General features: G+C 70.8%; 15 protein-coding genes. 5 read left to right on the top strand and 10 right to left on the bottom strand.

Features of this window, described 5'->3' with window-relative positions:
• The coding region (locus tag BN1056_RS14850; protein ID WP_244671699.1) for an MMPL family transporter at window positions 1–1,237 on the top strand (1,237 nt) is incomplete at its 5' end.
• Window positions 1,238–1,271: 34 nt separating this feature from the next.
• On the opposite strand, the gene BN1056_RS12430 is transcribed toward BN1056_RS14850, so the two are convergent.
• The 4 genes from BN1056_RS12430 to BN1056_RS12415 all read right to left on the bottom strand — a co-directional run bounded on the left by BN1056_RS12430 (window position 1,272) and on the right by BN1056_RS12415 (window position 5,377).
• Window positions 1,272–1,889 (bottom strand): L-threonylcarbamoyladenylate synthase, encoded by a 618-nt coding sequence (locus BN1056_RS12430; protein WP_073331959.1) that lies wholly within the window; start codon window positions 1,887–1,889, stop codon window positions 1,272–1,274.
• A 73-nt stretch (window positions 1,890–1,962) separates the two neighbouring features.
• Window positions 1,963–2,901, bottom strand: coding sequence for a helix-turn-helix domain-containing protein (locus tag BN1056_RS12425; RefSeq protein WP_210581660.1), 939 nt, complete (start codon window positions 2,899–2,901; stop codon window positions 1,963–1,965).
• A 78-nt stretch (window positions 2,902–2,979) separates the two neighbouring features.
• The gene (locus BN1056_RS12420) at window positions 2,980–4,014 is read right to left on the bottom strand and encodes an NAD(P)-dependent alcohol dehydrogenase (protein ID WP_210581658.1); all 1,035 of its coding nucleotides are present in this window, start codon (window positions 4,012–4,014) and stop codon (window positions 2,980–2,982) included.
• Window positions 4,015–4,093: 79 nt separating this feature from the next.
• A complete protein-coding gene (locus tag BN1056_RS12415; RefSeq protein ID WP_210581656.1) occupies window positions 4,094–5,377 on the bottom strand; it encodes an MFS transporter in 1,284 nt (427 codons plus the stop codon).
• Between the two features lie 290 nt (window positions 5,378–5,667).
• Here BN1056_RS12415 and BN1056_RS12410 point away from each other — a divergent pair, with 290 nt between their 5' ends.
• Complete coding sequence (locus BN1056_RS12410) at window positions 5,668–6,381, top strand: ABC transporter ATP-binding protein (RefSeq protein ID WP_210581654.1); 714 nt, start codon at window positions 5,668–5,670, stop codon at window positions 6,379–6,381.
• A 56-nt stretch (window positions 6,382–6,437) separates the two neighbouring features.
• On the top strand, window positions 6,438–7,928 hold the full coding sequence (locus BN1056_RS12405) for a DUF6297 family protein (RefSeq protein WP_210581652.1): 1,491 nt from the start codon (window positions 6,438–6,440) through the stop codon (window positions 7,926–7,928).
• A 78-nt stretch (window positions 7,929–8,006) separates the two neighbouring features.
• Here BN1056_RS12405 and aspS read toward each other — a convergent pair whose 3' ends face one another.
• The 3 genes from aspS to BN1056_RS14845 form a co-directional block, all read right to left on the bottom strand.
• Window positions 8,007–9,782 carry an aspartate--tRNA ligase gene (gene aspS, locus BN1056_RS12400; protein WP_210581650.1) on the bottom strand — a complete coding sequence of 592 codons (1,776 nt, stop codon included), beginning with the start codon at window positions 9,780–9,782 and terminating at the stop codon, window positions 8,007–8,009.
• 104 nt (window positions 9,783–9,886) lie between these two features.
• Entirely contained in the window at window positions 9,887–10,618 is a 732-nt protein-coding gene (locus BN1056_RS12395; protein WP_210581648.1) for a hypothetical protein, read from the bottom strand.
• A 40-nt stretch (window positions 10,619–10,658) separates the two neighbouring features.
• Entirely contained in the window at window positions 10,659–12,581 is a 1,923-nt protein-coding gene (locus tag BN1056_RS14845; RefSeq protein ID WP_244671698.1) for a hypothetical protein, read from the bottom strand.
• Between the two features lie 680 nt (window positions 12,582–13,261).
• Here BN1056_RS14845 and BN1056_RS12385 point away from each other — a divergent pair.
• Together BN1056_RS12385 and BN1056_RS12380 are read left to right on the top strand one after the other, a co-directional pair.
• Complete coding sequence (locus BN1056_RS12385) at window positions 13,262–15,622, top strand: DEAD/DEAH box helicase (RefSeq protein ID WP_210581646.1); 2,361 nt, start codon at window positions 13,262–13,264, stop codon at window positions 15,620–15,622.
• Between the two features lie 39 nt (window positions 15,623–15,661).
• Window positions 15,662–17,260: a cation:proton antiporter family protein gene (locus BN1056_RS12380; protein ID WP_210581643.1), complete on the top strand. Its 1,599-nt coding sequence runs from the start codon at window positions 15,662–15,664 to the stop codon at window positions 17,258–17,260.
• Here the strand turns inward: BN1056_RS12380 and BN1056_RS12375 are convergent.
• The 3 genes from BN1056_RS12375 to hisS are packed head-to-tail and all read right to left on the bottom strand — an operon-like array spanning window position 17,228 to window position 22,182.
• Window positions 17,228–18,982 (bottom strand): GTPase, encoded by a 1,755-nt coding sequence (locus BN1056_RS12375; protein ID WP_210581641.1) that lies wholly within the window; start codon window positions 18,980–18,982, stop codon window positions 17,228–17,230. The two genes, BN1056_RS12380 and BN1056_RS12375, sit on opposite strands and share 33 nt — an antisense overlap.
• Window positions 18,979–20,754: a dynamin family protein gene (locus tag BN1056_RS12370; RefSeq protein ID WP_425306131.1), complete on the bottom strand. Its 1,776-nt coding sequence runs from the start codon at window positions 20,752–20,754 to the stop codon at window positions 18,979–18,981. Before BN1056_RS12370 ends, BN1056_RS12375 begins: the two co-directional genes overlap by 4 nt.
• A gap of 3 nt (window positions 20,755–20,757) precedes the next feature.
• Entirely contained in the window at window positions 20,758–22,182 is a 1,425-nt protein-coding gene (gene hisS / locus BN1056_RS12365) for a histidine--tRNA ligase (RefSeq protein ID WP_210581639.1), read from the bottom strand.
• Window positions 22,183–22,328 lie beyond the last annotated feature (146 nt).

Below are 22,328 nucleotides of genomic sequence, written 5' to 3'. Positions count from 1 at the left end.
GGACGGTCTGCAAGCGCCTGGGCGATGCGCTCGGCCGCCGTTGCTGCAGCGCATTCCCGTCCTCGGCGCCATGCAGCGACACCTGGGGGACGTGACCAGTGAGCGCGGAGTGTTCCGGTGGATCGCCCGGCAGGTGCAGCGCATGGCCTGGGTGGTGCTGGTGGCCTGCGTGGTGGCGCTGGTGGTGCTGGCCTCCCCGGCCCGCAACCTGCACCTGCTCTCCTCCACCACCGAGCTGCTGCCTGCCGATTCCGCCCAACGCACCTACCTGACGGTGCTGGAGGAGAACTACTCCGCCGTCACCCAGCAGGACGCCACCATGGTCATCGCCGCCACCGGTGAGCGGGTCACCGACTTCATCAACGAGCAGGTCGCTGCCGTCGACGGCGTCCAGGAAGTACTGCGGGTCGCCACCGCCGGCGACTACACGGTGGTCTATCTGGAGCTCTCCGGTGATCCGACCTCCCGCGCCGCCGAGGATGCGGTCGCCTCGATACGCGCGCTGCCTGCGCCCGCCGACACCTGGACCACCGGGCAGGCGGCCAGCCAGCTGGACTTCCGTCAGTCACTGCTGGCGTCCCTGCCGTGGGTGGGCACGTTCATTGTGCTGGCGACCTTCGTGCTGCTGTTCCTCATGACCGGTTCCCTGCTGGTTCCGCTCAAGGCGCTGCTGATCAACCTGCTGTCCCTGGCCGCCTCCGTGGGCGCGCTGACCTGGGTGTTCCAAGAAGGACACCTGACCGGGTTGCTCGGCTTCGCCCCCATCGGCGGGGTGGAGGCCTACGTGGTGGTCACGGCCGTGGGTGTCGGCTTCGGACTGGCCATGGACTACGAGGTCTTCCTGCTGGGGCGGATCAAGGAGTACTGGGACGCCGGCGCGGACAATGACACGGCCGTCGCCAAGGGTCTGCAGCGCTCGGGCCGCATCGTCACCTTCGCCGCCCTGATCATGGTGGTGGTGTTCCTCGGCTTCGTCAGCGGCGAGCTGCTGATCGTCAAGGAGGTCGGGCTGGCGCTGGCAATCGTGGTCGCCCTGGACGCGACCGTGGTGCGCATGCTGCTGGTGCCGGCCACCATGACTCTGCTGGGGCGTTGGAACTGGTGGGCGCCGACGCCGCTGCAGCGCCTTCACGACCGCTACGCGCAGGTCGGCGTACTCACCGGTGAGCCAGCGCCGTCGGGCCCCGAGTCACCGGGGCCGACCGAGCCTGAGGCGACTGCGGCCGCCACCGAGTAGCCGCGGATCGTAGCGCGGGCTACAGGAGGCACGCCTATAGCAGGCTGATGTCGCCGGCACCCTCGCGGGCAACCTCCGGCACGTCCTCGGTCAGGTCGATGACGGTGGTCGGCTCGGTGGAGGTGACCGGCCCCTCGATGACGACGTCGATCAGGTGGCCGAGTGCATCCTCGATCTCCCAACCATTGGACTCCGGCGTGGTTTGCCCGGGACGAATGAGGGTGGAGGACAGGATCGGGGCACCGAACTCCTTCACCAGCGCCTGCGCGATGACGTGGTCGGGAATGCGCACGCCCAGGGTGTGCTTCTTGGGGTTCAAGGTCATCCGCGGCACCTCCTTGGTGCCCTTGAGGATGAAGGTCCACGGCCCGGGCGTGAGACGCTTGATCAGCCGGAAGGCGTTGTTGCCGACGATCGCGAGCGGGCCGACCTGGGCGAAGTTGGCGCACACGAAGGTGAAGTTGTGCTTGGAGTCCAGCTGCCGAATCGTGCGGATGCGCTCCAACCCCTCCTTGTTGCCGGGGGCGCAGGCGAGCGCGTAGCCGGAGTCCGTGGGATAGGCGATGAGCTCACCGTTCCGGAGTCTGTCGACGATCTTGGTGACCAGTCGTGCCTGGGGGTTGACGGGGTGCAGCTCAATGTAGCGGGACATGGAGCATATTGTTGCACCGATCACCCCGTGTTGTCGTGCGCCACACGGCGGGCTGAGCCGTCGGCCGGCGCGCTCAGTCGCGGCGGCGGTAGGCGCTGGGCGTGGTGCCGGTCTCTTCCCGAAACCGGCGGTTGAAGTTCGAGAGGTTGGTGTACCCGCTCAGTGCGCATACCCGGGCCACCGGCAGGTCGGTTGTGCGCAGCAGGTGGCAGGCCCGCGCGACTCGACGCCGCCGTACCAGTTCGGAGAAGGTGATCCCGGCGGTGGCGTGGAAGAACCGGGAGAACGCCGATGGGCTGAGCGCCACCAGTTCCGCGGCCCGGGTCATGGAGATCTCCTCCGCCAGGTGGGTCTCCACATAGTCCAGGACGGCGTTGATCCGGGAGGCGGTGGCGTCGTCGAGGGCGGGCACGTAGCCGGCGCTGGCGATCGGGTGCGCCTCCGCGCCGGGGGCGGCGAGGAAGACGCGGGCCAGTTCCAGCAGCGCCGCCAGCCGCCCCAGCGGGTCCTGCCCGCCCATGCTCTCCAGAATCGTGGCCGCCCGCTCACGGCTGTCCCCCGCCAGCATGATGCCCCGGCGCGCGCGGTCGACCAGCGCCCCCATGGCCGTCAGTTCGGGCAGCTGCCCGGAAGCCGCCTCGAAGCGCGCGGGCAGCACCTGGCACAGTACGTCGCGGTCGGGCAGGCGTTCGCCGGGGCCGAGGTCCGAAAGCCAGTTGTGCGGCAGGTGCGGTCCCATCAGGGTGACCTGTCCTGCTTCGAAGTCGATGGTGCGGTCGCCCGCGAGCATCTGCCCGGAGCCGGAGCGGATCAGGTGGAACTCGATCTCGGGGTGGTGGTGCCAGCGGGCAAGTGGGTCGGGGTAACCGTGTCTCCACCAGCGCACCGAGGTGCCAACGTCGGGAACGATGACTTCCAGGTCGCCGACGTCGGACTTCGTCCCCGGCGCGGGTTCGACGCCCGGGGCGGAGGCGCCTGGGGGTATGCCGGGGCGGGCCGGTGGACAGGACATGCGCTCATTGTGCGCGCCCTGCCCACCGGCCCGTCGCCGGTTGCGGTGGTTGGCCCTTTGCACGGCTGCGGCCTCGGGTCAGCCCACCGTGATCTGGAGTTTGACGTCGCCGGGGCGCCCCTCGGCCACCCGGTCGAAGACCTCCTTAGCGCGGTCCATCGGGAAGGTTTCAGTGATGAAGGGCTTGAGGTTGATCTTGCCTGCGGCCACCAGGTCGATGGCGCGCTGGTAGACGTTGGCGTAGCGGAAGACGGTCTCGATGCGGGTCTCGCGGGCCTGCACCTCGGTGACATCGACGGCGACCGGGTCCACGGGGATGCCCACCAGGACGGTGCGGTTGCCGGGGGCGCCCAGCTTCCACAGGTCCTCGTACGCGGACGGGTGGCCGGAGGCCTCGAAGACCACGTCTGCGCCCCAGCCGGCGGTGCGCTCGTTCACGACGTCGAGCAGGCGCTGCTCGCGCAGGTCCACGGTGACCACGCCGGGGATCTGGGAGGCGATCTCCAGCTTGACCGGGGAGACGTCGGAGACGATGGCGGTGGAGGCGCCGCCGGCGAGCGCGGCGGCGGCGGTGAGCATGCCGACCGTGCCGCAGCCGGAGACGACGGCGACGTCACCGGGGTGGATGGCGGCCTTGGTGGCCGCGTGCATGCCGACCGCTAGCGGCTCGAGCAGGGCGCCCTCACCGAAGGAGACGTTGTCGGGCAGGTGGTAGGTGAAGGCCGCCGGGTGAATGACCTCCTCGACCAGGCAGCCGTCCACCGGCGGGGTGGCCCAGAAGGAGACGGCGGGGTCGACGTTGTACATGCCCATGCGGGAGGCGCGCGAGCTCATGTCCGGTACGCCCGGTTCCATGGCCACGCGGTCGCCGACGGCGAAGTCGGTGACGCCCTCGCCCACCTCCAGCACGGTGCCGGAGGCCTCGTGGCCGAGGATCATCGGCGCCTCGACGACGTAGCGGCCGATGCGGCCGTGCGTGTAGTAGTGGACGTCCGAGCCGCAGATGCCGACGGTGTGCGGGGCGATGCGCAGCTGGCCGGGGCCGCAGACGAGGTCTCCGGGGACCTCGCGGACGTTGATCTCATTACGCTTCTCTAGGACTACAGCCTTCATGGTTTCTTCTCCTCGTGGGTTGGTTGCGGTGGCTTGGTGGTGCTGAGCGGGTTGAAGGATGGTCGGCGATTCGGTGGGTTCAGGCGGCCACCTCCGCGACGGGTCGGTCGGCGGTCTCCGGCAGGCGCCGCCCATTGCGGTCGAAGCCGGGCTGGTCGGGGTGGATGAAGACGGTGATGAGGGAGCCCAGCAGGTACAGGGCGGTGTAGGTCCAGCACACTCCGGCGACGCCGATGTGCGGCAGCAGCAGGGTGACCAGCCCGGGGCCGACGAAGGTGGTCAGGCCGGAGGCGAGGTTGTTGGCGGAGATGGCCGCCCCGCGGTGTTCGGGGGCCAGGGCGGGGAATACGGCGGCCATGGGGACGAAGGCGGTCACGCCCATGCCCAGAAGGACGGCGGCCGCGCCGAGGGCGATCATGTTGCCGCCCAGGAACTGGGGCACGTAGTAGAAGCCGAGGGTGGCGGCGGCGCAGAACCAGCACCCGTACCAGCGCATCTGCCGCATCCACCCGTAGCGGTCGCCGATCCAGCCCCAGAAGAGGTTGCCGAAGACGGTGACGGCGAACTGGATGCCCCAGATGGTCATCCACTGCGGCATGGTGAACCACTCCTCGCCGTAACCGGCCGTGGTCAGGTACAGGGGCATGATGACCGGGAAGCCGTAGAGACTGAGGTTGCAGATGACGCGGACGATCGCCGTGAGGGCCACCTCCCGGTTGGTGCCGAGGATGGTGACGCCCACCGACAGCTGTCGCAGCGTGTCACCCAGGTCACCGCGCTTGGGTTGAGGTTCGCCGCGGCCCACAAACAGCAGGCAGAGCAGGCCACCGGTGATGGTCCAGGCCAGGGAGAACCAGAGCGTGCCCCGCTCGCCGATGAAGTTGATGGTCCGGGCCGGGATCCAGGAGCCGAGGCAGCCGACGCCGATGGAGTAGGCGGTCCAGAACCAGCCCATGGCGGAGGCGCGGGACGCCGGCGCCACCTTCTGGGTGATGTACACGACGAAGGAGTAGATGAACAGGGGGTAGGCCAGTCCGCGGCAGGCGTAGATCACCAGGATCAGCGGGTAGATGCCCGAGGGGATCGCCGCGCCGACGAACAACAGGTGCAGGAAGACCCACAGCCCGGCCCCGATGAGCATGATCCGGCGGACCCCGAAGGTCTCGGCCAGTACGCCGGAGGCCCAACCGGACAGGGCGGCCATCAGGCCGTAGGCGGTGATGACCGTTGACGCCTGGGTCGCGGCGAAGCCGAGGGAGACAAGGTACTTGGATAAGAAGGTCAGCTCGAAGCCGTCGCCGGTCATGAAGATGGCGATGGCGATGAGCCCGGGGATCAGGATCTTCGGGGGTGCAAGGCGCATGGGTTCCACTCCGTCGTGTTGGTGCCGCGGCTCATTCCGCGGTTGCTGGCTAAAGCATCGCCCCGGGCGCGCACGGCGGTCTTCCGGCGCCGATGCCGAGCGCCGGTACTTTTTTGACCTGCGCGGCGGCGCACCTCCCGACCGCCAGCGCGAATGGCCGGACCGCTGCCAACCGCGCGTTTTACGACCTTGGGGTGCGTTTTGCACCGGCAAGGGGGTCGGCCCTCTTCTACGACCCGGCGTAGGGCCGGTAGCATCGAGGGCAACCGCTAGGGTCGAGGAGGACCACGATGCCCAGGACACCCGCACCCGCCGTGAGCGGCCAGGCGTTGGTTGCCGCCCGTGACCTGAGCGTCGGATATGGCGAACACGCGGTGTGCGCTCCGGCGACCTTCACCCTCCGCCCCGGTGAGGTCCTGGCGCTGGTCGGTGTCAATGGCGCCGGCAAGTCCACCCTGCTGCGCACCTGTCTCGGCCTGCTGCCACCCGTCGACGGCGAGGTCACACTGCTGGGGCGCGTCCCCGACCCGCGCTCGGCCGGACAGCGCCGGGCCGTGGCCCGCGACCTGGGCGAGGAGTCCTTCTTTCCCACCCTGACCGTGGCCGAGCATCTCGCCCTGGTCTGTTACGGGCACTCCACCCCCGCAGCGGAGCGCACCGCCGCCGAACTCCTGGATGAGTTCGACCTGGCGGAACTGGCGGATGCTCTGCCCGATGAGCTGTCCTCGGGGCAGCGGCGCCGCTTGGCCCTGGCCGCGGTGCTGGCCCGGCCGCGCCGTCTGCTGGTACTGGACGAGCCGGAGCAGCGCCTGGACCACGTCACCCGCCGGGCCCTCGCCCGCCGCGTGGTGGCCGAACGTGAAGCGGGAATCGGGGTACTGCTCGCCTGCCACGACGCCGAGTTCGTGCGCACGGCTGCAACCGGGGTGCTGCTGGTGGGTACAGGCACCCGCCTGCTCAGCGTTTCCGACGGGGTGCGCGCCATCACCGAGGGCACACTGTGAGCCCGCCCGATCGCCACGCCTCCAAACCGCCTCCGGGGAGGGAGCTGCGTCGCTGGGTGCGTGCGCATACCGCCCGCACCCGCAGCCCCTGGGCACTGCTTGGCGACATCTATGACGCCGTCCTGGCGGCCGCAATCCTGGCCGCCCTGGCGGCGCCCTACCTTGGACGACTCGGAACCGGGACGACGACGCCGATTAGCGGGACCGTCGGCATGGATCCGACGTGGGCGGTGCTGGTGCTGTTGCTCCTGTTGGCGGGGCTGGTCGTTGAGCCGCTGCGGCGACTGGGACCACTGTTTCTGCGCCCCTATGAGGCGGCTTGGTGGCTGAACATGCCCGGAGACCGGTCCGGCCTGCTGGAACCGGTGGCGTGGGCGGAGGCGGCGGTGGCGGTCGCGGCCGGTGGTGGCGCCGGGCTCCTGCTGGCGGTGATGGCGGGCGCCGGCGCGACAGCGGCGACCGGGATGGTCCTGTTCGGGGGCGCCGCCGGGGCGCTGCTGCTCGTGGCGCTGGTGCACGCCCAGGTGGTTGACGCCGGCCTCCCCGCGGTCAGGGCGACGCCTCTGGGCGCGTCGGTGATCGCGCTGAGTGCCGGAGCGTTCGGGGCCCCCTCGCCCAGCCGGGTGGCCGGAGGCCTGCTCGTGTCCCTCGGACTCGTGGCGGGCCTGGCGACTGCGCTCTGGTGGTGGAGATTGCGCGTTCGCCTGGTCGACATCCCGGATGCGCATCTGCTGGAGGTGGCCGCCCGCAATCTGGGGGTACAGGTATCCCTGCTGTCTCTGGACACTCGCGCGCTGGGACGCCTGCTGTCGGCCCCGGTGCGACGTCCAGCGGTCTCCTCCCCTCTGCCGCTCGCCCGCCTCGCCCTCCGACTGCCTCCGGGACTGCGCCCGCTGCTGGGGGTGGCTCAGGCGGACTGCCTCCTGCTGTGGCGTCAGCCGCGGCGGGCCCTGCAGCTGCTGGCGGGCGGGATCGTCGCGGTGTTCCCCCTGTTCTCCAGCGGCGTGGGTGCGATCGGCGCCGTCGTGTTTCACCTGGTCGGCGGTTGGCTCGCAGTCTTGGCGCTCGCAGAGCCCGCTCGGCGCGCTTGGTTCGACGGCGGGGCGGACGCCTCCTGGCCGGCAGGGCCGGTCCGGGTGCGGTGCGGGCACCTGCTGCTGCCGGCCGCGATCATGATCGCCTGGACCGCCGCGGTGGTTGCCGCGCAGCTGTTCACCTCCGGACGAGCTCCGGATTCGGCCGGGCAGGCGTGGGCGGCCGTGGGCCTGGTGGTGGCGGCAGGCTGTGGGTGGGGCGGGGCGGCGCTGCGCTCCGGGTTCCGGCCCACCCCGGACTTCTCACTGGGGCTGGTCGCCTCCCCGGTCGGCTCCCTGCCGCCGGGTGCGGTGGAGATGCTGGTATCCGGCCCGGACGCCGCCGCCATCGCCGGGCTGCCGACCGCACTGCTGGCCCTGGGAGTGCCGGCGACGCCGCGGCTACTGGGCGTGCAACTGGTCGCCAGCGGCGTCGTCATCGTCTGGGGACTGCTGACCGGCCGGCGGGCATAGTCCAAACGGTAAGCGGCGGGCGGGACCAATAGGCCCCGCCCGCCGTCTCACTCGAATACCGGCCCGCGGCCGCTCCGGTCAGTCCTCCTGCTCGGGGACGGCGTCGACGCCGGCCTCCTTGCGCTGCTCGGGCGTGATCGGCGCGGGCGCATCGGTGAGCGGGTCGTAGCCGCCGCCGGACTTCGGGAAGGCGATCACGTCGCGGATGGAGTCCGCGTGGGTCAGCAGGGACACGATGCGGTCCCAGCCGAAGGCGATGCCGCCATGCGGCGGGGCGCCGAACTTGAAGGCGTCCAGCAGGAAGCCGAACTTCTCCTGCGCCTCCTCCGGCCCGATCCCCATTACCTTGAAGACGCGCTCCTGCACATCGCGGCGGTGGATACGAATGGAGCCACCACCGATCTCGTTGCCGTTGCACACGATGTCGTAGGCGTAGGCGAGCGCCGAACCGGGGTCGGTGTCGAAGGTGTCCAGGCACTCCGGCTTGGGCGAGGTGAACGCGTGGTGGACGGCCGTCCAGGCGGACTTGCCCAGGGCCACGTCGCCTTCGGCCTTGGCCTCGGCCGACGGCTTGAACAGGGGTGCATCCACCACCCACACGAAGGACCAGGCATCGTCGTCGATCAGGCCGCAGCGCTTGCCGATCTCCAGGCGCGCGGCGCCCAGCAGGGCCCGGGAGGCGTCCACGGTGCCGGCGGCGAAGAAGATGCAGTCGCCCGGCTTGGCCCCGGCGGCCTGCGCGAGGCCGGCACGCTCGGCGTCGGTGATGTTCTTGGCGACCGGCCCGCCGAGGGTGCCGTCCTCGGCGACCGTGACGTAGGCCAGGCCGCGGGCTCCGCGCTGGCGGGCCCACTCCTGCCAGGCGTCGAAGGTGCGACGGGATTGCGAGGCCCCACCAGGCATGACCACGGCGCCGACGTAGGGGTTCTGGAAGACCCGGAAGGTGGTGTCCTTGAAGAACTCGGTCAGGTCCACCAGCTCGAGTCCGAAGCGCAGGTCCGGCTTGTCGGTGCCGTAGCGCTCCATGGCGTCGTGATAGGTCATGCGCGGAATCGGAGTGGGCAGTTCGTAGTCGATCAGTGCCCAGACTTCCTTCAGGATGTCCTCGGCTACGGCGATGACGTCCTCCTGGTCCACGAAGCTCATCTCGACGTCGAGCTGGGTGAACTCCGGCTGGCGGTCGGCGCGGAAGTCCTCATCGCGGTAGCAGCGGGCGATCTGGTAGTAGCGCTCCATGCCGGCCACCATGAGCAGCTGCTTGAACAGCTGGGGGCTCTGCGGCAGGGCGTACCAGGACCCCGGCGCCAGGCGCGCGGGCACCAGGAAGTCGCGGGCCCCCTCCGGGGTGGAGCGGGTCAGCGTGGGCGTCTCGATCTCTACGAAGTTGTGGCCGTCCAGCACGCGCCGGGCGGCCTGAGACACCTTGGCGCGCAGCCGCATGGCGTGCTGCATCGGGGTGCGGCGCAGATCGAGGTAGCGGTACTTCAGGCGGGTCTCCTCCCCCACCTGGCCCGAGTCCTCGGCGTGGTCGGAGACCTGGAAGGGCAGCGCCGCCGCGGGGTTGAGGATCTCGACGTCGGAGACGACGACCTCAATCTCCCCGGTGGGCAGGTTGGGGTTGGCATTGCCCTCGGGGCGTGCGGAGACCTCACCGGTCACCTGGAGCACGTACTCGGCGCGCAGGTCGTGGGCGATCTCCTCCCGGATGACAACCTGGGCGATGCCGGAGGCATCACGCAGATCAATGAAGGCGACGCCGCCGTGGTCACGGCGGCGATCCACCCATCCGGCGAGGGTGACGACTTCGCCGATGTCGGCTGCGCGCAGGGTACCTGCATCACGGGTTCGCATCACGGTGCTGTTTTCCTTCCGTTGGGGACGCTGAGCCGGCGTCCGGCGGGGCGCACCGCGAGACGGGCGGGCGCCGGCGGCGATACTACGCCGGGCGCCCGGCGCATTCAGCGCCTGGCCGCGTATTCGAGCTCGCGCTCGTAGGCGAGCAGGCGACGGCGCTCGATCAGCATGATCACGCTCAATACCAGCAGCACCGCCGCCAGCGCGAGCAGCACGGTGGTTACCACCGGCAGTGAGACCGAGGCCCAGCCGGTCCTTGCGGCGCCGCTGTCGCCCGCATCGCCGTGGGCGGCGAGGGCGGGAGCGGTGGTGGTCGCGGTGGGTGTGGGCCCGACCGAGGGGGTGGCGACGGCGGTGGGCGTTGGCTTGGAGGGCACCGTGGCGGCTCCCCCGCCGATGATGGTGACGTCCGCGACGGTGAAGTAGGGGCTCTTGTTGGTGTAGTCCAGGGTGCGCACGGCGTTGGTCGGAATATCCTTGCCCGCCGTCACTTTGAAGCGCAGCCAGTGGGCGCCCTTGGCCACATCGGCGGGCAACTCGACCGCGCCGGCGTAGGTGCCGTCTTCGCCGACGGTCAACTCGCCGAGCACACCGGACTGGCCGCCCGGGCCGAGGTCGGCGTCGTCGATGAGGATCGCGACTTCGGCGCCCTGGGGGAAGCCCGAAAGCGTGTAGCTCAAGGTGCCGCCGACGGCGATGGTGGACGGACTCACGGTGGAGGCGGTACCGGTGGTTGAATCGCCCGTGAGTGTGTCGGCCTGTGCACCGACGGAGGGCAGCAGAACGAGCGCTGTGGCTAGCAGCACCACCAGCGTCTGCAACCATGCGCGTGGCACGGTCCCTCCTCCCGTTACCCGACTGTAACGAGCATACATGTTATCTGCCGCGGACTCGTGTCTTTGCGCCGCCGAGCGTGGGAACCGCGAGCAGTATGAATGAGGCCGCACCGATCACGAGCAGTCCCGCTGCACCGGCGAGTTTCCACCCGTCGGCGCCCAGCGCACTGTGATCGGTCAGGTCCTCGCCCGCGAGCAGGGTTACGCCGGCGGGTTCGCCGCCCTCCTCGCCTGCGGGTTCGGTGATTTCCAGCTGGGCCCAGCCCAGCAGTTGGGAATCGCGGTCGCCTACGGCGATCTTGTAACTGCCCGGATCCAGCGTGGAGATGTCCAGCGACACGGAATTGTCGGCGTCAACCTGGACCCACCCGGCGGTGGTGGCGCCGGGGTAGACGAATACGGCCACCCAGTCGCCCTCCTCAACCTTCGCCGACGGGAAGAACAGGGTGATGGTGGTGCCTTCACGAGTGCCCGACAGGGAGCCGGCGTTGGCGGGTCCCAGTTCATCGGGGTTCCGCACGGGGGAGGCCGGGGCGATGCTCGGTCGTACGGTCGCGTCGGTCGCCGCGGGTTCCGCCACCGCGTCAACAGATGCGCCGGCCTCAACGGCGGCGGCACCCGGCCCCGGCGCCGGTACGCCGGTGGCGGAGGATTCCTGCACGATCAACGGGTCGACGTCGATGCCCTCGTTCAGGACTTCAAACCCGGAGCCGGGATTTGCCGTGGACGCCGAGCCGGCGCTCGAAGGCGTGCCCGTGGCCTGGGCGCCCGGATGCTCCGCCGCGGTAGCGGTCGCGGAGGCCCGCGGAGTGGGGGCCGGTGTGGCCGCCGGAGTCGGCTCAACTGCAGCCGCAGTGGGTACCGTCGCCGCCCCTGGAGTTGGGACAGCGGAAGTGGTCGGCTCGGCCGATGCCTGGGCGGTTGGTTCTACGGCGGGTGCGGTGCTCGGCGCAGCCGTCGGCTCCGCGGCGGGTGAGGCACTCGGCTGCGGCGAAGGCGCCTGGGAGGGAGCCGGTGAGGGCTCAACGGTGGGTTCGACGCTGGGCGCGGTGGTTGGCTCTGCGCTCGGAGCTGCAGTGGGCTGGGTGGTCGGCTCGCCGCTACCCGAGTCGGAGACGTGCGCGACGATGGGTGCGGCTCCGCCGGCGGGCGTGGCGGAGATCGTGTACCCGTCGCCCACAGTTACGCCCGCGGCAGCCAGGGCTGCCGCCGAGACCGTGAATTGTCTGCCGAAGAACTTGGCGAGCACGGTCACCGAATCGGTATGCCCGTCGGGGTCGGTGACGTCCAGTGCGACCTTGAAGGCGCCGCCGATGTTGGTGCTGCGCCCGAAGGTCCAGCCCGTACCGGTTAGCGTGCCGTCGGAGTAGTCGAGGGTGGAGTCCGGCGCGGCCTCGGGCAGGCGTACGTCCACGGTGAAGGTATCAATGCTCTGCCAGTCTTGATCGGCCGCCCGGCGCCACTGCATGGTGAAGGTGTCCACATGTGGGTCCATGGCCTGGGTGAAGGGCCACAGGGGCAGGGCGTAGTCCGAGCGCCCATTGGTGAACACGGGGTAGATGGTGGCCGACTGTGCCGAGCCGAGCGCGCTCACCAAGCGCACCTGTACGGGGACCGACACACTGCCAGCACTGCCGAGCGGTTGCCCCTGGGCATCCTGCCAGCCGGAGAACACCAGGACCGGCCGGTCGGTGCTGGAGGACGAAACATAGCCGGCGCCGGGGTTGCGCACGGTCACGGTCATTCCGGCGGCGCGCTGCGGCGTCGTGGTCGCCGCGGGATTGGCCAAGGCCGCCGGCGTGGGAGTGGGGGAGGCCATTTCGCCGTGCGCGTCGGCGGCCTCGGTGCCGATTGCGGCGGGGACACTCGCGGCCACCGTGGCGGGCCCGTCCTGGGGCTCGGCCGGCTGCCAGTGGTCGACGGCTACCGCGGCGCCGGCGCCAACGGAGGTTGCCAGGATCATTCCGAGCGCAGCCGGCACCGTAAGCGCGACCCGCAGCGCTGGTCTGTGGGTCGCGCGGGCTGACTTGGTGTGGCGCGGGAGATGGGTCATCTATTCGGAACTCGTCTGTTGGCCTTGGTCTGGTCGGAACCGCGACGGCACAATTGCCGTCACGGCGTCGACGGGACGTAGCCCGCATTTGCCCCCGGGCAGCCTGGGAACCCTGACATGCAGGCCCCTCGGGAGCTCGGAAGAAGTGCTGAGGGCTACCCCAACGCGTTTCGATAGTATCGCCCAATTTGCTTGCGCGATACTGAAATGCCGGGAGCGTGGGCGGATTCACCCGGTCGCTCCGATTCGCCTCGGCTCCCCACGGCGCCACGCGGCGAGACCGGAGTCACGTGTGACCTGATGCGCGCAGCGGCGGGGAATCCTCAAATCGTTACCAGACGTCCGTAAGCTAGGGCGCAGGAGTGATCCGTGCTGTGAGCCCCGTTCGCGGCTCGTTCTGCCGCCCCAATTGCGCGGCACCGAGCGTGATCCCGTGAGTTAGTACGTGAAGCCCGTAAGTCCCCGCCGGCAATTCCACGCGGGTGCTGGGCGAGTGTGGTGGGTGCGGCGCGGCAAGAGCGGAGGCCGCCCGGTCTCCCCCACACTCCGCGACCGGTTCCCCAAGCGGAACCAGATACGGGAAAAAGACGATGACAGCCACCCCGACTGGGGCAACTGCGCCCTTCAGCGCCTCCGACGACAACGCCCTCGGCTCCGCCCTCGGCATCGACGACCTGTTCAGTGCCGAAATCGGCGGCGCCACTCCAAGCGCCCCCGCCGACGCCGACGACCAGGTAGCCGCGCCCCACTCCACCCCCGACTCATCGCAGTCCGCCGCATCCTTCGACACACCCGCATCCTCCGACTCACCGGAGGACCCCGAGGGCCTGGAGGACGAGGACGAAGCCGACGACTTCGACCTGAACCTGCCCGAGTCCGATCCCGAGGACCCCGACTCCGACATCGACGAGTCCGATGAGGTCGACGACGGGGACGACGTCGCCGACGACGAGGAGGACATCGACGGTCACGCCCCCTTCGTCGAGGACGCACAGGACGAGGAAGAGCAGGACGAGCCTGCCCGTACACCCGAGGACATCACCTTCGACGACCTGGGCCTGCCCGCCGACCTGCTCAAGGCCGTAAAGGACATGGGCTACACCACCCCCACACCCATCCAGCGCGAGGCGATCCCCGTTCTGCTGTCCGGCCGCGACGTCGTCGGTATTGCCCAGACCGGCACCGGTAAGACGGCCGCCTTCGGGCTGCCGCTGCTGGACGCCGTCGACGCCCACGACGGGGCGGTGCAGGCCCTGGTGCTCGCACCCACCCGTGAGTTGGCCCTCCAGAGCGCCGAGGCGATCACCGACATGGCCGCCCGCTCCCGCGGGCTCGACGTGGTAGCCGTCTACGGCGGCGCCCCCTACGGTCCCCAGATCGGGGCGCTCAGGGACGGCGCCCAAGTAGTCGTGGGCACGCCCGGGCGCATCATCGACCTGATCGAGAAGGGCGCTCTGACCCTGGATGAGGTGAAGTACTTCGTCCTGGACGAGGCCGACGAGATGCTGCGCATGGGCTTCGCCGAGGACGTGGAGACGATCGCCGCCACCATTCCGGCCGAGCGCCGCACCGCCCTGTTCTCCGCGACCATGCCGCCCGCCATCCAGGCGGTCGCCCGCCAGCACCTGGACGACCCGGTGCGCGTGGAGGTCTCCCGCCAGGCCTCCACCGTGGACACCGTCCACCAGACCTACGCGGTCGTGCCCTTCCGCCACAAGATCGGGGCGGCCGCACGCGTGCTGGCGGTCACCGAGGCCGAGGCCGCCCTCGTATTCGTGCGCACCAAGTCCACCGCCGAGGACGTGGCCATCGAGCTGGCCGGCCGCGGCATTCAGGCCGCCGCCATCTCCGGCGACGTGCCCCAGCGCGAGCGCGAGCGGCTGGTTGAGCGCCTGCGCACCGGCACCCTCGACGTGCTGGTGGCCACCGACGTCGCCGCCCGCGGACTGGACGTGGACCGCATCGGCCTGGTCGTCAACTTCGACGTGCCCCGCGAGGCCGAGGCCTACGTGCACCGCATCGGCCGCACCGGCCGGGCCGGCCGCCACGGTGAGGCCGTCACCTTCCTGACCCCCAAGGAGAAGGGCAAGCTCCGCCAAATTGAGCGCCTAACCGGCGCGCGCCTGGAGGAGATCACGCTGCCCTCCCCCGCGGACGTGTCCGAGCACCGGGCCGGCAAGCTGCTGGACCGGGCCGCCGCTCGGCACGAGCGCGGCCGCCTGGACATGTATGCCCGGCTGGTGGCCGCCAAGAGCGAGGAGCTCGGAATCGACGCCGACGAGCTGGCCGCCACGCTGCTGGCCCTCGCCGTCGGCGACGAGGGGCCGCGCCGTCGTGACGACGGCGAGCGCCCGCGCCGCGGGAACCGCGAGGAGCGCCTGGACGACGACGGCACCTTCGTCTCCGCCTCCTTCGAGGGCGACCGCCGTGGCCGCCGGGGGGACCGCATCGAGGGCAAGCCCGGCGCCAGCCGCGGGGGCCGCCGCTATCACGACGAGGGCTCCGGCACCGTCTACCGCATCGAGGTCGGCCACCGCGACCGCGTGCTGCCCGGCGCGATCGTCGGGGCGCTGGCCAACGAGGGCGCCATCTCCGGCTCCGACATCGGCAAGATCGACATCCTGCAGTCCTTCTCCCTGGTGGAGATTCACACGCCGCTGAGCGAGGAGCAGTTGGAGCGTATGCGGCACGCCACCTTCGCCGGCCGGGAGCTGCGCATCCGCGTGGACGAGGGGCCGGGCTCCGGCTGGGACGAGGACCGCGGCGGCCGCTCGGGTGGTGGCTTCCACGGGCGGAACAACGACCGCGGCTCGGGACGTTACGACCGTGGCGGATTCAAGCGGCGCTACGACCGCGATGACCGTCGTAACGACAGGAACGGCCGCTGGGGCAACCGCGGCTGGAACAACGGTCGCAAGGGCGGATTCCGCGGTAATCGCGACGGGCGGTGACGCCCCCGGCCCGGAACCCGACCGTGGGGAGGAGAACGCATGATCCCTGCCGTGTATCTGCTCGCGGTGGTGGTGTTCGGCTTCGCCGCGACCCTGCTGCGCCTGCCTCCCCTGGTCGGGTTCCTCGCCGCCGGCTTCGTGCTGGGCTCCTCGCCGCTGCCGAACCTGGAGTTCGTTGAGGTCCTGGGCGACCTCGGCGTGGCGGTGCTGCTGTTCACGATCGGGCTCAAGCTCGACCTGCGCGTGCTGCGTCGCAAGGAGGTCGCTGGCACGGCCGTCATCGTCATGACGGTGCTGACCGTCCTGAGCGCGGCCGTAGTGGCCGCGCTGCTGGCCCTGGGCCTGAACCTCGGCGCCACCACGCCGGGCGGTATCGCCGCCGTCGGCTTCGCCCTGTCCTTCTCCTCGACAGTCGTGGTGGTCAAACTCCTCGAGGACCGCGACGACGCCGGTTCCCTGTACGGGCGGATCGCCATCGGCGTGCTGGTGCTCCAGGACATTGCCGCGGTGGCGTACATGACGATCGCCTCCGGCCGGCTGCCCAGTCCCTGGGCCGCCGCCCTGGTGTTGCTGTGGCCGGCATCCCGACTGTTCGGCAAGGTGCTCGACCGCATCGATCACCGGGAGATGCGCGCCCTCTTCGGCATGTCGATGGCCCTGCTGCCCGGCTACCTGCTCTTCGACCTGGTCGGTATCGACGGGGATCTGGGCGCGCTGATCATGGGCGCGCTGCTGGCGTCACACCCGGCCGCGAAGGAGCTGTCCAGCGCCCTGTTCACCATCAAGGAGATCCTGCTGGTGGGGTTCTTCCTGACCATCGGCCTGGACGGGGTCCCCGACACGGCCGCCTTCGAGTTCGCGGGCGTCCTGCTGCTCCTGCTGCCGGTGCGCTCGCTGGTCTACACGCTGGTGGTGCGCGCGCTGGGTATGCGGCGACGCACCTCGGTGCTAACCGGCCTGGCGCTTACGGCCTACAGCGAGTTCGCGCTCATCGTGGTGGGCGCCGCCACCGACCACGGGTTACTCGGCGCGCAATGGCCGGCCGCCGTCTCCCTGGCCCTGGCACTGTCCTTCGTGGTGTCCGCACTGGTCAACCACAAGCCGGTCTCGCTGGTGCGCTGGCTGTCCGGGCTGCTCCCCCACCGCCCGGCCAGCACGCTGCACCCCGACGAGCAGCCGCTACGGCTCGACGGCGTGTGCACCGTCGTCTTCGGCATGGGACGGGCGGGACGCTCCACGTACACCAGGCTTTACGCCGACGGCGAGTCGGGCGTGCTCGGCATCGACAACGACGCTACGAAGGTGGAGGAACTGACGCGCCAGGGCTTCAACGTGCTGGAGGCGGACGCCACCGACCAGCAGTTCTGGGAGCGGCTGGAGGCCGTGCACGTGTCCACGGTGGTGCTGGCCATGTCCGAGCCGGGCGCCAACGTACATGTACTGGACTGGCTGGACCGTTCACATTTCGAGGGCCGGGTTCTGGCAATCGCCCGCTATGACGATGAGGCCGCCTCTATGCGGGCGGCGGGCGTCGACGTGGTGATCAACCTGTACGAAGGCGCCGGTGAAGCGCTTGCCCGCGCGGCCGAGTCGCTCGATTCTGGATCATCTGCGCCCGACAGCGATGTCGGGCCCTGAACCGGAGTCTCGGCGCCCCGGCGTTGAGCACAGGACGTCCAGCAGTGCCCGGACCTCCCCGATGCGAGCAAGCTCCACATCCAGCGGCTCGACCAGGGTGGTTGCTAAGACCTCGGCCACCGCTTGGCGCAGGCGCCCGTTGACGCGTCCGCGCCGGCGTGCGGCGCCGACCCGCGCCAGGGCCGTACCGATCAGCCCGAGTACCAGGCCGAGCAGAAGGCCACCGAGCAGCAGCACGGTGGGCCAGGGCAGGTGTCCCCAGCGGGGCGGGTCGGCCGCCAACAGCAGGTAGCGGTTCATGATGCGCAGGATCAGGAGCCAAAGCCCACCAACCAGCGCCGTGAGCGCCAGCAGCACCTGCAGCGCATTCGCGCACGCCCACCAGCGGGGGCGAGTGTTCTGCTCCAGGTCCGTACGCCCGACGGCGGCGTCTAGCCGGTCATAGAGCTGCTCCGCCCGCGGGCTCAGGCGCTCGCACACCTGCTCCTGGGCGGTGGTCGGAAGCCGGCCGGTCATTGCTGCCATGTAGCCTTGGGCGGTTGCGCGCAGGGCGGCGTCGGCGGCCGCGTCGGGTGCGGGCAGGGAGGTGCGCGGAACCGGCGGCGCCGCGGAGCCCGACGACGTCCGGCGGGCGTGGACGTCGTCTCCCAGGTGCAGGGCCCGCAACGGGTCTCTGCGCAGACGTGCGAGCCAGCGCGCCGGCAACCAGCCCACGCGGGCTGCCGCCGCCAGTCGCATGGAGTCGCAGACCGCATCGGCGACTCGGTCCGTGCCCACTGCACGGCAGGCCGCCTCCCGAAGGGCCACGAGGGCCTCACGCTCGCCGGCACCGGAGGATCCCGCTGCAGCCGTGGAGTCGGGTTCCAGCCAGTTGTGGATGCGAACGGCCAGCGCCCGGGCGTCGGCGGCCAGACGCGCCCGGCTCACGTCCTCGGCGGCGGCGACTTCACGGATACGGGCCCGCAACTCCTGCACGCCCTGCCCGTTGCGGGCACTGACTTCGATGACATCCACACCCTCCAGGCCCTCGCGGGCGAGGAGGCGGGCGAGGTCGTGGGTGGCCGCCGTCCGCTCGGCCTCGTTCAGGCGGTCGACCTGATTGAGAGCCACGACGGATACGGAGGCGTGCGCGGCCATGGGCGCTATGAACTCGTGGTGGATGACGGCGTCGGCGTACTTCTCCGGATCCAGGACCCACACCAGCACGTCGACCAGTCCCGCCAGACGCTCGGCAATCACCCGGTGCTGCCGGACGTCGGAGTCGATGTCCGGCAGGTCCAGGAGAATGGTGTTCTCCCCCACCCCGACGGAGGCCGGGCCCCACGACGGGGACTCGGGCAGCCGCACCCGTGCGTCGACCGCGAGCCAGTCCAGTAGCCGCCCCGCCGCGCCGTCGGCCTCCGGCGCCGGTGAGGCGGGCAGTGCGGCCAGCGGTTGGGTCGTCGTCGGCCGGGTAACCGCGGTGGGTGCCGCGTCGACTCCGCAGATCGCGTTGAACAGGCTCGACTTGCCCGAGCCCGTCGCCCCCAGGAGCGCGACCACACTGATCCCCGGGGCGATGAGTCGGCGCTGTCCGGCGCGGTCAAGCAGGGCGCGAGCGGCCTCAAGGAGGTCCGCGGGCAAGAGCCCGTCGCCGGCCTCCACCAGGCGGGCGAGCATGACCAGCGGGTCCTCAGGGGTGTCGACTCCCGCATCGACCGGGGTGGGCTTGCGGATTCTCATTTGGCGTCCTCCCCCGTCAGCCTCCCGACGGCGCCGGTGACCTCCTGCAGGTGCTCCGCAAGCTGCTCGGGGCGCGGTGCGGGAGCCGGCAGCGCCTGGGTGAAGACGGCCTGCTGTTCTTGGAGGAAGGCCGCGACTCGCTCGTTGAGGGCTAGACGAGAGCGGCGGGCAAGGTCACGCATGGCCTGGTCGCCGAAGACGGCCTCCAGCAGTCGCTGTGCGACCACGGCGGCGCCGCCGGCAATCCCGACCTCCACGCCCGTCAGGCCGCCGGTGTGGGCGAAGACGACCACCATGAGGGCCACGCCGGTACCGTTGACTCCCAGTGACACCAGCCGCGCGGTCAGCCGCTTGTCCGCTCCTTCCGCACGGACCAGGTTCAACACGTCGCCCTGCCAGTCCCGTACCAGCTGTTCGGCCCGCTGCGTGCGCTCCGCCACCGCCGGCAGCGCGGAGATGGCACACGACAGTGGGTAGGCGGCGGTGCCGGCGCGCCGCCAGGTCTGTTCCGTCTCCAGGCGGGCGCGCTGTGCCTCGTTCACGAGCAGCATTGTCAGCGAGGACTCGATGGCCTCCTCGACGCGCTCGGCGGGTGCGGGGCGCCCCAATACCGCCGCGGTAACGCGGTCGCGCAGGCGACTGACCTGGGACTCGAGCCCGCGCAGGAGCTCGCCCGTGCCGACCAGTTCCTGCCAGCGGGCAAGCACCTCGCCGCGCAGCATCGAGCCGTCTTCGGTCGCCTGGGTGACCCGGTCCAGGGCCTCCGCATGGATCGTCGCGGTGGCGTAGGCCAGACGGCTGCGTTCGGCCTCCTGGGCGCGGACCGCGTCCAGCACGCCGTCCATTCCGGCGAGGGCGGAGCCGAGTGCCCCGGTCAGGGTGCGTTGGGCCACGTCGCGCCGCGCCGCGGCGTCGACCGCAAGTGCGCCGAGCCAATGCCGCAGCGGCGCCACATATTCGTCGGGCAGGAAGCCGTCCGGGTCGAGTCTGGTCTCCGGGATTACGAAAACCGGGCAGGAGGACAGGCCGGCGGCGTCCAGGCGGCGGCGCAGGTCCTTGCCGACGGCCTCGTCGGCGCCGACGGGCACGCGGTCCAGGACCACGGCCGTGACGACGTCACGCGCGGCGGCGGCCCGCAGGTGCTCCCATACGACGGCGTCGGCGTAGCGGGAGGCGGTGGTAACGAAGATCCACAGGTCGGCGGCAGCCAGGAGAGTGGCGGAGAGCTCCCGGTTCTCGTCGACCACGGAGTCCACGTCGGGCGCGTCCAGGAGCGCAAGCCCCGCCGGCAGGGTCGAACAGGAGCGAACCTCGACCTCGCGCGGTGTATGCAGGCCCGCCGCCGTCGGCTCCGCGCCCTCGGCGACGCGCACGTGGGCGAGCGATCCGAGTACCCGGGATCCGTCGAACCAGGCGTCGTCGCCGGTGGCGTGCAGCAGCAGGGGACGGCGCGTCGTCGGGCGGATAGCGGAAGAGACGGCCACCCGTCGGCGCACGAGCGAGGACACCAGGGCGGACTTGCCGGCCCCGGTGGAGCCGCCGACCACGGCTAGCAGGGGCGCGTCCATTGCCTTCAGTCGCGGCAGGACGTAGTCGCCGAGCTGATCGCGCACGATCCGGGCCGTGCGGGCGGCGGTGTCCGCCCCCGCCAGCGCGTACGGCAGGCTGAGGCCGGACAGGTCGCCCCGCAGGCGGCTCAGGGCGGCCTCGGTGCCGCCGATACCGGCGGTGCCGGACGGAGGAGGCGGCGCGGCCCCCGCGTCAGCACTCACGACTCAGCCCTGCTCACCCGCTTGGCCTGCCGCCGCACCGACCGGGCGCAGACGCGGTGCGAGGTCGGCCTCGTCGGCGGGGAACCAGGTGGCGGCGTCGGCGGGCACCTGCTCGCCGGAGCGGATGTCCTTGACCGAGTCGGGCTCGCCTTCGGCGCCGGGGAACCACACGTAGGGAATGCCCCGCTTGTCGGCGAAGCGGATCTGCTTGCCGTACTTGGCGGCCGTCGGGGACACGTCGGCGGCAATGCCACGGGAGCGCAGCGCGTCGGCGACGGAGTCGGACACACCGCGGTGCTCCTCGTCGGTGACCGCAACCAACACGGCCGTGGGCACGGCCCGAGTCACCTCCAGCATGCCGGCGCCAATCACCCTGGCCAGCAGGCGGGACAGGCCGATCGAGATGCCCACGCCCGGGAAGGTGCGCTTGCCGTCGGAGGCCAAGGAGTCGTAGCGGCCGCCCGAGCACACCGAGCCCAGGTCCTCGTGACCGGCCATGAAGGACTCGTAGACGGTGCCCGTGTAGTAGTCCAACCCGCGGGCGATCTTGAGGTCGGCGACGATGGCGCCGGGGCGGCGGCGCGCAGCGGAGCGCAGCAGCTCGGACAGCTCGTCCAGGCCCTGTACCAGCAGCTCGCTGGGGGCGGCGCCGTTGAGCGCGGCCAGCACGTCGGCACGCACCCGCTCGGCGTCGGCGCCCGTGATCTCCGCCAGCCGCAGGGCCGCGTCGGCCTGCTCCGGGGTGATGCCCACGACGTCGACCAGCTCGGTGGCGACCCGGCCGGCGCCGATCTTGTCGAGCTTGTCCACCACGCGCAGCACCTCCGCCAGCTGATCCTCGCCGACACCGACCGACTGGTAGAAGCCCTGCGCGACCTTGCGGTTGGACACGTGGATGGTGACGGCGGGGATCGGCAGCGCGCTCAGCGCCTCGTGCATGATCAGCGGCATCTCAACGTCGTGGTACAGCGGCAGGGCGCCATCCCCGACGACGTCGATGTCCGCCTGGACGAACTCGCGGAAGCGGCCCTCCTGCGGGCGCTCGCCGCGCCAGACCTTCTGGATCTGGTAACGCTTGAACGGAAAGTGCAGGGTGCCGGCGTTGTCCAGCACGTAGCGGGCGAAGGGCACGGTCAGGTCGAAGTGGAGGCCGAGCTGCTTGGCCGGGTCGGTCTCCTCCGCCTCGCCGGGATCCGCCTGGAGGCGGGAGAGCAGGTAGACCTCCTTGCTGGTCTCGCCCTTGCGGGTCAGCTCCGACAGCGGCTCAACGGCGCGGGTCTCGATCCCGCTGAATCCATGCAGCTCGAAGGTGCGGCGCAGGGTGTCGATGAACTGCGTCTCGACGATGCGGGCCGCGGGGAGCCACTCGGGGAAACCGGAGAGGGACGATTGTGCCTGTCGGACCTGGGCTGCTGTCATGGGCTGCATTGTGTCACGCCGCTGCGGTCGGTCGACGCCGCCGCCGAAGCCGGCGGGGGCTTGCACCGGTCTCGCCGTGTCTTGCGCCGTGCCCGCCCCGACCGGCGCTCACGCACCGGTCTCGCCGTGTCTTGCGCCGTGCCCGCCCCGACCGG

The organism is Actinomyces succiniciruminis (assembly GCF_900002405.1).
Taxonomy (GTDB): Bacteria; Actinomycetota; Actinomycetes; order Actinomycetales; family Actinomycetaceae; genus Actinomyces; species Actinomyces succiniciruminis.
Note: the sequence above shows the minus strand (reverse complement) of the source record. Positions and strands in the feature narration are given on the sequence as shown.